The following is an 11,960-nucleotide window of genomic DNA, read 5'->3' on the forward strand; positions in this document are numbered from 1 at the left end:
TCACATTATGTTTTCTGAAAAAGCCAACAGTATATTTCAAGACGTTATTAAAATGTATCATGTTATAAACACAGTAGACCAACCTTTTACTAATGTGTACGATAAAAACACACATTTATTAGAGCATTTATTGTATAGAAAATGCTGGATTGATACTGTACAGTGGCATTACGAAGATATTATTCGTGATCCGCAAATAGATCCTGTTGCTGCATTGAAGTTGAAGCGTCAAATTGATGCATCAAACCAAGACCGAACAGATATGGTAGAATACATTGATAGTTATTTTCTTGAAAAGTATAAAGCGGTAAAGCCTAAGGCGAATGCTACTATAAATACTGAAAGTCCAGCTTGGGGAATTGATAGGCTTTCAATTTTAGCACTTAAAATTTATCATATGCATGAAGAAGCTACACGTGAAGATGCATCTGATGCGCATAGAGCTGCATGTCAAAAAAAGCTTGATGTGCTTTTAGAACAACGCGTAGACCTATCAACAGCAATAGACACCTTGTTAACAGATATTGAAAATGGGGATAAATATATGAAGGTGTACAAGCAAATGAAGATGTATAATGATGATGAGTTAAACCCTGTGTTACGCTCTCAGAAGTAACCATGTGTCATTTCTGAGCTGATTTCAGGATTGCATCAAACACGTTAAGATGCTCAAACCAAAACACATTCTAGTAATTCGCCTCTCTGCAATGGGAGATGTGGCTATGGCTGTACCTGTGTTGAGAGCATTTACACAACACTATCCCGAGATTAAAATTACAGTTTTAACTAAACCCTTTTTCAAACCTTTGTTTGATAACCTACAAAATGTAGAGGTTGTTGAAGCCGAGGTCAATGGAAGACATAAAGGTGTAATGGGCTTGTATAAGTTATCCAAAACATTAAAGTCTTTAGGTATTGCTGCTGTTGCAGATTTGCACAATGTACTTCGTAGTAAGATTTTGAAGTTCTTTTTCTTTGGAATAACAGTTGTGCAAATAAATAAAGGACGTTCTGAAAAGAATGCATTGATTTCAGGCAAAAATTTCAAACAACTCAAGTCAACACATCAGCGTTATGCAGATGTTTTTGAAAAGCTTGGATTTCCTATAGATTTAAGTAACCCAAAGTTTCCCACTAAGGTTGAATTGACTCCAAAACTAAAGGCATTCATCTCTAATTCTGAAAGTAAAACCATTGGCATAGCTCCTTTTGCGGCTTATAAAGGAAAGATGTATCCTCTAAACCTGATGGAAGAGGTTATTACTGAATTGTCTAAAGATTACAACGTCATTTTATTTGGTGGTGGAAATAAAGAAGTTGAACTTTTAAATACAATTGAAGCAAAGTATGATAAGGTATGTTCTGCTGCTGGAAAATTAAGCCTGAAAGAAGAACTAGCTTTGATTTCTAATCTGGACGTGATGCTGTCAATGGATTCTGGAAATGGGCATCTAGCTGCAATGTTAGGAATAAAAGTCATTACTGTTTGGGGCGTGACACATCCATATTCTGGATTTACGCCATTTAATCAACCTGAAGATCACCAGCTTTTGGCAGACAGAAATCAATTTCCTAAGATACCAACGTCTGTTTATGGTAACAAACAACCCGAAGGGTATAATAAAGCTATTATAACAATAAGTCCCGTAGAAATTTTGTCTAAAACAAATGAAATCTTACAAAAAAAAGCCTCACTCTAAAGAGCAAGGCCTGATTAAGAATTTAGATAATCCCATAATGATAATTTCTTAATCTGGCGCTAAAATATTTTGTTTGAGACGTAGCATCAAAGCTTTGTAAGAATATGTTTTGTAAATTCGATAAAATGTTGGTTTTTAACGACTAAACACTCATTTGTTGGGTAAACTTCAATTATACGTCATCATAATCAACCGTAATACGCTCAGTGGTTGGGTGTGCCTGACAGGTTAAAATTAAGCCTTCAGCCAATTCGCTATCTGTTAAAATATTGTTTTGTCGCATTGTAGCTTCACCATTAGTGATTCTAGCAATGCAGCTACTGCAAATTCCACCTTGGCAAGAATAAGGTGCATCAAGGTCTTTATCTAACGCAGCTTCAAGAATTGATTGTTTTTGTGATGCTTCAAAAGTAGTCGTTTCATCATCTAATAATATTGTAATTTCTGTATGCCCTTGAGTTATGGTCTCATGAGTCACAGGTTCTTGTTTGGCTGCTTTAAAAAGCTCATAAAATATAGTGCTTTCATCTGTTTCATGTTCAGCTAGTACATCTTTTACCGTATTGATCATGCCTTCAGGGCCACATAAATAAAAAGCATCAATAGTAAGGTGTTTATGCTTGTTTTTAAGGATCAAGTTCACAACGCTTTTTTCAATTCTTCCAAAGATAGCATCTTCTTCTTGTGCTTGACTGAAGACAAATTGTATTGAAAAACGATCTCTATATTGATGTTGTAATTCTAATAACTCTTCTAAAAACATAGTGTCTTTGGTTGTTTTATTTCCATAGACCAGCACAACGTTACTCTGTATTTCTTCTTCAAGTGCACATTTGATAATACTTAAAATAGGTGTGATGCCACTTCCTGCAGCAAAAACAGCAATGTGTTTAGTTTTTAAATCATTAGGTTCAAAAATAAAACGCCCATTTGGTGTAGAGACCTCCAAAACATCTCCTGCTTTAAGTTGGTTGTTTGCATAAGATGAGAATGTGCCATCTTTTACCTCTTTAACAGCAACCTTTAAAACACCACTTTTAGGGGAAGAACATAACGAATAATCTCGTCTTACCTCATTACTATTAATGTTGGTTTTTAAGGTGATGTATTGTCCAGCTTTATATTCGAAATCTGCTTTTAAATGATTTGGTACGTTGAATGTTATTGCCACAGATTGGTCTGTGAGCCGTTCAATATGTTCTATAGTTAATTGATGGAATTGTGACATGTATTTTTTTTTCAAAAATACGGAACAGTAGAAGTAAAAACCCTAAAAAACCCTTAAAAATTGACGCATAATTATTTTATGCATAAGAATATTATGTATATTTGAATCATGGCAAATGCAAAACTATATAAAGGAAGTTTAGTAACAATTATTTTAAAACTCCTAAAAGAGAGTGAAAAGATGTATGGTTATGAAATTACTCAAAAGGTAAAGGCTTTAACTAAAGGAGAATTGAATATTACAGAAGGCGCTTTATATCCTGCTCTTCACAAATTAGAGGCTAAAGGGTTGTTAGATGTTGAAGTGATAAAGGTAGATAATAGATTACGTAAATATTACAAGTTAACCGAAAAAGGAGATAAGGAAACAATCAATAAGCTTCATGAATTACAAGAATACATTAAAACCATGCAAGTGTTGGTTAATCCTAAATTAAGTATTTAACAATGGTCAAACTATCTAAAAATGAGATCATATTTATTGATAACTATCTACAGCAATCTGAGGTATTCTATGCCGATATTAGAATGGAGATGGTAGATCATGTAGCTTCAGAAATTGAGTCTAAGCTGAATGCTGATCCAAAAAAAGATTTCTATACTGTTTTCAAAACATACATGATACATAACAAAGCTAATTTGTTAAAGAACAATAAGCAGTTTTTAAAGAATATAGAACGTATGATCTTTAAAAGTTTATTCAAACAAATTGTAAAACCAGCTTCGCTAGTAACAGTAGTTCTAGCCTTTTTATTGGTGAATTTATGTATTCAACACACAAGTCAAGACACATTACAAGACCTAGTACTCATGCTTCCAATAGCCTCTATTGTTCCTTTTTGTGTGCTTTATATCATTTCAATCAAGGTTTATAGATTATCTCGATTTTCTGGGATAGAACGTTTAGCATTTGTATACATGATGTTTTTTCAGTTGTTTAATTTAGCTGTAATTTTTTTGAAACGATTTGTTGAGTCGAATACAAACCACCTTATAATAGTTATAATCTTATCCTTGATTATTACTTTTAGTATCAATATAATCTTACTAACCTATTCCGTTATACAACAATACAGAACGGGTTATAAGCAAGTTAAACCATTATGAAGAAATTGACAAAAGAACATATTGAAGACCTCTATGCATTCACAATAAAGCATTATGTTGAACATTATGATCTACAAACCGAAATGGTAGACCATATGGCAAATGGTATTGAGGCGATTTGGGAAAAATATCCAGCACTTTCCTATCTCGAAGCTAGAAAAAAGGCGTTTAAGAAATTTGGAATTTTTGGATTTATGGAAATTGTTGCAGAACGACAAAAAGCAATGCAAAAACGATATTATAAATATCTATTGAAGGAGTTGAGAATATGGTTTAAATTACCAAAAATCATAGTTTCAATCACCCTTTTTTGGGTATTCTACACAGCATTCTCACTAATAATCTCAAGTTATTTACTCATAACTTTTTTTGCGCTTATTGGGATATGGACATTATACAAATCTATACAGCTACACAGACAGTTTAGACGACGAAAAGAAAAATCGAATAAGAAATGGTTGCTCGAAGAAATTATTTTTAAGCAATCTACAGGAATGGGAATCATCTTCTTTTCCCAAATATTTAATATCATCAATTTTTCCGATAAATTGTTCACAAGTCATTATGGTATTATAAGTGTTTCTATAGTTGCTGTAATTCTTACAATGGTGATTTACATAAGCTTTGAGCTATTGCCCAAAAAATCTGAAGTACTTTTAAATGAGACATATCCAGAATATAGTTTGTAACAAAACAGAACTTTAGATTACTAACATTTCGTAGTATATTAATCATTCACTAATAACCATTAAAAAACATGAAACTAAAACATTTTATTAATCTAGAATGGAAACAGTTTTTAAGAGCCTCTTATTTTCAAAAAGGAGTAGCAATCAAAATATTATTAATACTTGCGGCATTATATTTTACAGCATTTGCAGTTTTCGCAGGGGCCTTTTTATTCTCTATTGCCAAAGAATTCCTTCCAAAGGTAGACCCTATTGTTACTATAAACAACTTTATTATTTATTGGTTTTTGTTTGAAATGGTATTTAGGTTTTTCATGCAGCAACTTCCTGTAATGAATGTGAAACCGTTAATGACAATACCTATAAAACGCAGCACGATAATTCATTACTTATTAGGAAAAACAAGTCTTTCGTTTTTTAACTTTTTAGGTGTTTTTCTGTTTTTACCGTTTTGTATTGTCCTTTTGGTTAAAGGTTATGCTGTAATAAACGTATTGTGTTGGTTCGTATCAATTGTGTGCATTATACTTTCAATTAACTATTTAAACTTTTTAATCAATAAGAACAATGCTGTTTTTTACATTATTGCACTTGCCTTATTGAGTCTTATAGGCTTAGAGTATTATGGAGTATTCGCCATATCAAAACCTATAGGTATAGGGTTTAATGCACTTTATAATCAACCTTACTTAATGATTATTCCAATACTTTTAATGGTGCTATTGTATTATGCTAATTTCAAATACATAAAGAAAGGGTTTTACTTAGATGATGCGGTTTCTAAAAAAATAAAAGAAGTCAATGCAACAGATCTTTCATGGATGGATCGCTTCGGTAGCGTGGCTCCTTTTTTAAAGAATGATATTAAGTTGATATGGCGTAATGCACGTCCTAAGCAAGTCATGATGATGTCGTTTCTATTCTTATTTTATGGCTTAATATTTTATACCCAAGAAGCATATAGGGATATGCCAGCATTTTTAGCATTTGCATCGATGTTTGTAACCGGCGGTTTTTTAATGAGCTTTGGTCAATTAGTGCCTTCATGGGATAGTGAATATTATAAGCTTTTAATGAGTCAGAACATTCCGTACAGACAGTACCTAGAATCAAAATGGTACCTTATGGTCGTTGCTGTGTCAATTTCATTTGTGTTAAGTGTCCCATACATATATTTTGGATGGGAAATCTTCGGAATGATTGCCGCAGGAGCACTATTTAATATCGGTTTAAACTCTTTTATTACCCTATTTGGAGGTGCTTTAAACAGAGTACCTATCGAATTGAATGTTAAGGCAAAAGCATTTAGTAATACTAACGGATTTAACCCTACACAAATGTTAATTGCGATGCCTAAAATTTTACTCCCTATGCTTTTGTTTTACATACCATATAAGCTTATCAATTTTGAAGCGGGATTGATTGCTATAGCTTTAAGTGGTGTGCTAGGCATTATATTTAAAAATTACATCTTCAGTAAAATTGAAGATATATACCAAAAAGGGAAATACAAAACCATAGCTGCTTTTGCTGAAAAGAATTAACCATATTTAAACGTATTAATATCATGATAACGACATCAAACCTATCAAAAAAATATAATGACATTACAGTTCTTAATATCGAAAACTTAGACATTCCAAAAGGACAAAGTTTTGGCTTAGTTGGAAATAATGGTGCTGGAAAAACCACTTATTTTAGTTTGCTTTTAGACTTGATTCAACCAAGTTCTGGCTATATTAAGAATAATAACATCTTAGTTCATGAAAGTGAAGACTGGAAACCTTTTACTTCGTCTTTCATAGATGAAAGCTTTTTAATAGGGTACTTAACAGCCGAGGAGTATTTTTACTTTATTGGTGAGCTTCGTGGGCAAAATAAAGCAGACGTTGACGCATTAGTTGCTCAGTTTTCAGACTTCTTCCATGGAGAAATCTTAAATCAAAAAAAATACCTTCGTGACCTTAGTAAAGGAAATCAGAAAAAGGCAGGTATTGTAGCAGCCCTAATAGGAAATCCTGAAGTTATTATCTTAGACGAACCTTTTGCAAATCTAGATCCTACAACACAAATAAGATTAAAAGCAATTATAAAGAATCTAGCCAAAAAACAAGGAGTTACAGTATTAATTTCCAGTCATGATTTATTACACGTTACAGATGTTTGTGAACGTATCGTAGTTCTGGAAAAAGGAGAAATAGTAAAAGACTTAGCAACTAGTGCAGAAACCTTAAGAGAGCTTGAAGCACATTTTGCCGGTTCTGAAGTTGTCTAGCGTCATGCAAGACATCTAAAAACAGGCCATTTTTAGACGATAATTCAAAAAGATGCTTATTTTTACAGCATTACATAATATTTGTAGTCGTTTTTAGTTATACCATAACCAAATACAACCACGTTGAATAGATCGTCTAAAATTATTACAGCTCTGTTTTGTGTTACGCTTTTTGTAACAAGCTGCTCACGCAAAAAAGATACATTCATCAATAGAAACTTTCACGCTTTAGGCACCAAGTACAACATTCTTTATAATGGGAATATTGCTTTAGAAAAAGGAAGAGAAACAGTTGATGATGCCGCAACAGATAATTATTGGCAACTTCTTACCGTTGAGCGAATGCAAATAGAAGAAGATGTTATTTTACCGGGACAATCTAAAAATCAAGATTTTGAACGTGCGGAAGAGAAGGCAATTAAAGCTGTCCAGAAGCATGGGATGAACATCAAAGGTAAAGAGTATAATCCTCAAATTGATGAAGCTTATTTATTATTAGGGAAAGCGCGCTATTTTGATCAACGCTTTGTACCTGCATTAGAGGCATTCAACTACATCTTATATAAATACCCTGCCAGTGATAAGATTAATACTGCAAAGGTTTGGAGAGAAAAAACAAATATCCGATTAGAGAATAATGAGCTAGCTATCAAAAATTTAAAACGTCTATTAGATCAAGAAGAACTAGAAGATCAAGACCTGGCAGATGCAACAGCAATGTTAGCTCAAGCTTATATCAATATAAAATCTAAAGATAGTGCGTTAACTCAGCTTGCTGTTGCAGCAGAATACACCAAAAAGCATAAAGAACGCGCTAGGTATAATTATATCATTGGGCAACTCTATAATGAATTTGGAAAAATTGATAGTGCTAATATGGCTTTTGATAGAATTATTGATATGCATCGCAAAATACCTAGACCGTATTATATCAATGCACATCTAGCTAAAGCTACAAACTTCGATATGGAAAATGGCAATAAGTTGGAGTTTGAAGAATACTTAACCAACTTAGAAGAAAACCGAGAAAATCGTCCATTTTTAGATAAGATATATTATCGTATTGCAGAATATCATAGAGCGAATAAATCAGACTCTTTAGCAGCAGTATATTATAATAGATCATTACGTACAAATACAGCAGATCAGCAATTAAAAGCGTATGATTATACCACCTTAGGAGACATGAGTTTTGATGAAGCTGAGTACAAAAAAGCTGGTGCTTATTACGACAGTACAATGACTAATCTAAAGCTAAACTCTAAACCTTACAGAGTGATTAAACGCAAAAGAGAAAATTTAGACGATGTTATTTATTATGAAGATATCGCTCAAGTTAATGATAGTATTCTAAACTTAGTAAGTTTGTCTGATGAAGATAGGTTAGCTATTTTCACGAAATATACTAACGATTTAAAGGAAAAAGCAAAAGAGGCTCAAGAAAAGGAAGAAGCGGCTAAACGGGTTAATTCAGGTATCGCTAATGTAGATAACAATAACACTAATAAAGTTGGAAAATCTCTAAGAGCAGACCCTAAAGCTAAAAATGGGAAGCAGAATTTTTATTTCTATAACCAAACTACAGTTGCATTTGGAAAAAATGAGTTTATAAGAATTTGGGGAGAACGCTCATTAAAAGACAATTGGAGGTTATCTGATACTAGAAATAATGCAAATATCAATCAACAAGTTAATACTCAAGCTGCTGTAGGAATAGGTGAGGCCTATGACCCTGAATTTTACCTTTCAAAAATTCCGACAGATCAAAAAGTAATAGACAGCATAGCCAAAGAACGTAATTTTGCCTACTACCAACTAGGTGTGATCTACAAAGAAAAATTTAAAGAATATCAATTGGCAAAAGATAAGTTAGAAAGCCTTCTTCGTAATAACCTAGAAGACCGTCTGGTTTTACCTTCAAAGTATAATTTATATAAAATTTATGTTGAGTTAGGACTACAAAATGAGGCTAATACCATGAAGAGTGAGATTGTAGCAAATTACCCAGAATCTAGATATGCACAAATTTTATTAAATCCTAAATCTGAATTTTCTAAAGACGAAAACAGTCCAGAACGTTTATATGAAAAACTTTATGAGCAATTCAATGCTCAAAAATATACTGAAGTAATTACAGCTTCTGAAGCTTATATTTTACAATTTGAAGGCGATCCAATTGTGCCAAAGTTTGAAATCTTAAAGGCATCTGCTAAAGGGAGATTATATGGTTTTGAAGCTTATAAAGAAGGTGTTAATTTCATAGCACTAACCTATCCAAATTCTGAAGAAGGTAAAAAAGCTGAAGAGATCATGAATACGGCAATTCCTATTCTAGCAAAAAAACAATTTACAGATAATGATGAAGCCAAACACTTTAATGTGTTATATCCTTTTGATGTTAGTGAGAAAGAAGAGATAGACGAGTTTGTTAAACAACTAAATGATGCGGTTTCAAAAGTAACTTATTTTGACCTAACCACATCAATTGATGTTTACAGTCCTAATACTGTTTTTGTAGTTGTTCATGGCCTAACTAGTATTCAAGGTGCTTCAGGTTTTGCTGAAATATTAGAAGAAAATAAACATAAGATTGTTCGTGATTTTCATTCAATTTCTTCACCCAACTACGAAATTGTTCAAAGGCATAAAAATTTAGACGAATATTTAGCATCCCAATAAAAAAGAAAAACCTATGTTTTCTTCAGATAAAAAAACAGGAAAAATGGCAACAGACACAATTTCACAGCAAAACACAATTGCTAAAGGAACTACTATTACTGGTGATATTATAAGTGATGGTGATTTTAGAATAGAAGGTACATTGCAAGGAAATATCAAAACACCCGGAAAGGTAGTTATTGGTAAAAGTGGAGTAATTAATGGAACTTTAAAGAGCACTAATGCAGACATTGAAGGGAAATTTTCAGGTAAGTTAATGATTTCTGATGTTTTGTCTTTACGATCTACAGCTCATGTTGAAGGTGAGGCAGAAGTAGGTAAATTAGCTGTTGAAATAGACGCAACCTTTAATGCAACTTGTGTAATGAAAGGGGCTTTAAAAGAACTCAATAATGGACCAAGAACAGGACAACAAACCTCAATTCAAAGACCAACACAAACAGGAAGCAACCCAGAAAAAGGTCAATCGGCTTAACAACTATGCTCGGTTGTCAGGTATTGCAATTCAAATGTTTGCTATCATTGCTGTAGGAACGTTTATAGGCTTCAAATTAGACGAAAAACATCCAAATACTTATAATCTTTATACTTTAGGTTGTTCATTATCAGCTGTAATTATATCTATAATCTATATAATTAGACGTATTATTGCAATCTCAAAAGAAGATAGTTAAATGAACGATATTTTTAAAAAGAGAGAAACCAACTTTCTTATTCAGTTGTTGGGTCTAAGCGCACTTATATTTAGCATTCATTACTATTTGATCTTTCATTTTGCCAAAGAAGTCATCTTGTTTTTTCCATTATGGCATATTTATGCGTTTCACATTATTACTGTTATTATTATTTACACATTAATTAATTACAGAGCATCTATTGGAAAAACAGAAGTTTTTAATGCTTTCATACTTGGAATGCTTTTAAAAATGATTCTAACTATTGTGTTTTTACTCCCATGGATTTTATCAAAACCAGAACAAAAAGGTGTCGATTTGGCAAACTTCTTTATTCCATATTTTATTTTTCTTTCATTTGAAGTGTTTTCAGTTGTAAAAATTCTTCAGAAATAAAATGATTAACACCTGCAATTCTCATCTAAAAAGCACCAAATAATAATCTTAAAATTATTGTTTGACAATTAATATAATGTACGTACATTTGCACCGAATTTAAAGTAGCGTATTTTTAAGCAATACAGGATGAGATTAAACACTTTTAAAAACGTATTATTTTCGGTCTTATTTTTAGCAATTTCATTTGCTGGATATGCGTTTGAAAATAGCGATAGTAAAGAAGGCGAAGAGTTCAATCCAAAGGAAATGATTTTGCATCACGTTAAGGATGCTCATGAATTTCATTTATGGGACTGGAAAGGTAGACCTGTTTCATTATCATTACCTATAATACTTTGGACAGATAACGGATTAACAACGTTTTCTTCAAGTAAATTTCATCACGATGATAATGGTAAAGTTATTGTTGAGGAAAACGGGAACAAGTTCGTGAAATTTCACGAGAAGATTTACCAATTAGAGGACAATGCAAGTGTTATTGAATTTGATGAAGAACACCACCCAATTAATGCACATAAACCGCTGAATTTTTCTATCACAAGAAATGTTTTCATGATGTGGGTTTCCGTTGTTGTACTGCTATTGATATTTCTTACTGCAGCCAGAAGCTACAAAAAATCTAGTGATGGTGTCCCTACCGGAATTGCTGGGTTTGTTGAACCGCTTATCGTTTTTGTTAGGGATGAAATTGGGAAGCCAATGATTGGTGAGCATAAATATAAAAGATACATGCCATATTTGTTGACTATATTTTTCTTCATTTGGATCAATAATATTTTTGGATTAATTCCAATATTAAACGGCGCTAACTTAAGTGGTAATATTGCATTTACTTGTACGCTTGCGGTATTTACTTTCATTATTACAACATTAAGCGGTAACTCTAACTACTGGAAACATATTTTTTGGATGCCAGGAGTTCCAGTGCCAATGAAAATATTTTTAATGCCAATTGAAATTATCGGAATGTTTGTAAAACCTATTTCGTTAATGATACGTTTATTCGCAAATATTACAGCAGGACACGTTATTATTTTAGCATTAATGTCATTAATTTTTGTATTTAAAACTGTGGCAATCGCACCAGTATCTGTAGCTTTTTCATTATTTATTACAGTTATTGAAATTATTGTTACAGCAATACAAGCATATATATTTACAATATTGTCAGCCTTATATTTTGGTATGGCGACTGAAGATCATCATTAAT

13 protein-coding genes are annotated in these 11,960 nt (G+C 32.4%); 12 read left to right on the forward strand and 1 reads right to left on the reverse strand.

Features of this window, described 5'->3' with window-relative positions:
• Positions 1-7 precede the first annotated feature (7 nt).
• Both Q0876_RS02355 and Q0876_RS02360 read left to right on the forward strand, forming a co-directional pair.
• Positions 8-616, forward strand: coding sequence for a DUF4254 domain-containing protein (locus tag Q0876_RS02355; protein WP_299223627.1), 609 nt, complete (start codon positions 8-10; stop codon positions 614-616).
• 49 nt (positions 617-665) lie between these two features.
• Positions 666-1,700, forward strand: coding sequence for a glycosyltransferase family 9 protein (locus tag Q0876_RS02360; protein ID WP_299223629.1), 1,035 nt, complete (start codon positions 666-668; stop codon positions 1,698-1,700).
• Positions 1,701-1,872: 172 nt separating this feature from the next.
• Here Q0876_RS02360 and Q0876_RS02365 read toward each other — a convergent pair whose 3' ends face one another.
• Positions 1,873-2,928: a ferredoxin--NADP reductase gene (locus tag Q0876_RS02365; RefSeq protein ID WP_299223631.1), complete on the reverse strand. Its 1,056-nt coding sequence runs from the start codon at positions 2,926-2,928 to the stop codon at positions 1,873-1,875.
• 108 nt (positions 2,929-3,036) lie between these two features.
• Between Q0876_RS02365 and Q0876_RS02370 the strand changes: the two genes are divergently transcribed.
• The 10 genes from Q0876_RS02370 to atpB all read left to right on the forward strand — a co-directional run bounded on the left by Q0876_RS02370 (position 3,037) and on the right by atpB (position 11,959).
• On the forward strand, positions 3,037-3,372 hold the full coding sequence (locus Q0876_RS02370) for a PadR family transcriptional regulator (RefSeq protein WP_299223633.1): 336 nt from the start codon (positions 3,037-3,039) through the stop codon (positions 3,370-3,372).
• A 2-nt stretch (positions 3,373-3,374) separates the two neighbouring features.
• A complete protein-coding gene (locus Q0876_RS02375) occupies positions 3,375-4,034 on the forward strand; it encodes a hypothetical protein (RefSeq protein WP_299223635.1) in 660 nt (219 codons plus the stop codon).
• The gene (locus Q0876_RS02380; protein WP_299223637.1) at positions 4,031-4,723 is read left to right on the forward strand and encodes a hypothetical protein; all 693 of its coding nucleotides are present in this window, start codon (positions 4,031-4,033) and stop codon (positions 4,721-4,723) included. The genes Q0876_RS02375 and Q0876_RS02380 overlap by 4 nt, the downstream gene beginning before the upstream one ends.
• Before the next feature lie 68 nt (positions 4,724-4,791).
• The gene (locus tag Q0876_RS02385; RefSeq protein ID WP_299223638.1) at positions 4,792-6,267 is read left to right on the forward strand and encodes a DUF5687 family protein; all 1,476 of its coding nucleotides are present in this window, start codon (positions 4,792-4,794) and stop codon (positions 6,265-6,267) included.
• A 23-nt stretch (positions 6,268-6,290) separates the two neighbouring features.
• A complete protein-coding gene (locus Q0876_RS02390; protein ID WP_299223640.1) occupies positions 6,291-6,998 on the forward strand; it encodes an ABC transporter ATP-binding protein in 708 nt (235 codons plus the stop codon).
• Between the two features lie 123 nt (positions 6,999-7,121).
• Positions 7,122-9,677, forward strand: a complete 2,556-nt coding sequence (locus tag Q0876_RS02395; protein WP_299223642.1) for a hypothetical protein — start codon at positions 7,122-7,124, stop codon at positions 9,675-9,677.
• A gap of 43 nt (positions 9,678-9,720) precedes the next feature.
• Positions 9,721-10,152, forward strand: coding sequence for a polymer-forming cytoskeletal protein (locus Q0876_RS02400; protein ID WP_367276628.1), 432 nt, complete (start codon positions 9,721-9,723; stop codon positions 10,150-10,152).
• A gap of 13 nt (positions 10,153-10,165) precedes the next feature.
• A complete protein-coding gene (locus Q0876_RS02405; RefSeq protein WP_299223646.1) occupies positions 10,166-10,351 on the forward strand; it encodes an AtpZ/AtpI family protein in 186 nt (61 codons plus the stop codon).
• Positions 10,352-10,747, forward strand: a complete 396-nt coding sequence (locus Q0876_RS02410) for a hypothetical protein (protein WP_299223648.1) — start codon at positions 10,352-10,354, stop codon at positions 10,745-10,747.
• A 129-nt stretch (positions 10,748-10,876) separates the two neighbouring features.
• Positions 10,877-11,959, forward strand: coding sequence for a F0F1 ATP synthase subunit A (gene atpB, locus Q0876_RS02415; RefSeq protein ID WP_299223650.1), 1,083 nt, complete (start codon positions 10,877-10,879; stop codon positions 11,957-11,959).
• Position 11,960: the final 1 nt, after the last annotated feature.

Source organism: uncultured Psychroserpens sp. (assembly GCF_947503375.1).
Lineage (GTDB): Bacteria > Bacteroidota > Bacteroidia > Flavobacteriales > Flavobacteriaceae > Psychroserpens.

Excerpts from the sequence above, each read along its gene's own strand:
- Q0876_RS02355 (WP_299223627.1), top strand. The coding sequence starts at position 8 with ATGTTTTCTGAAAAAGCCAACAGTATATTTCAAGACGTTATTAAAATG.
- Q0876_RS02410 (WP_299223648.1), top strand. The coding sequence starts at position 10,352 with ATGAACGATATTTTTAAAAAGAGAGAAACCAACTTTCTTATTCAGTTG.
- Q0876_RS02365 (WP_299223631.1), bottom strand. The coding sequence starts at position 2,928 with ATGTCACAATTCCATCAATTAACTATAGAACATATTGAACGGCTCACA.
- atpB (WP_299223650.1), top strand. The coding sequence starts at position 10,877 with ATGAGATTAAACACTTTTAAAAACGTATTATTTTCGGTCTTATTTTTA.
- Q0876_RS02375 (WP_299223635.1), top strand. The coding sequence starts at position 3,375 with ATGGTCAAACTATCTAAAAATGAGATCATATTTATTGATAACTATCTA.
- Q0876_RS02370 (WP_299223633.1), top strand. The coding sequence starts at position 3,037 with ATGGCAAATGCAAAACTATATAAAGGAAGTTTAGTAACAATTATTTTA.
- Q0876_RS02360 (WP_299223629.1), top strand. The coding sequence starts at position 666 with ATGCTCAAACCAAAACACATTCTAGTAATTCGCCTCTCTGCAATGGGA.
- Q0876_RS02400 (WP_367276628.1), top strand. The coding sequence starts at position 9,721 with ATGGCAACAGACACAATTTCACAGCAAAACACAATTGCTAAAGGAACT.
- Q0876_RS02390 (WP_299223640.1), top strand. The coding sequence starts at position 6,291 with ATGATAACGACATCAAACCTATCAAAAAAATATAATGACATTACAGTT.
- Q0876_RS02385 (WP_299223638.1), top strand. The coding sequence starts at position 4,792 with ATGAAACTAAAACATTTTATTAATCTAGAATGGAAACAGTTTTTAAGA.
- Q0876_RS02380 (WP_299223637.1), top strand. The coding sequence starts at position 4,031 with ATGAAGAAATTGACAAAAGAACATATTGAAGACCTCTATGCATTCACA.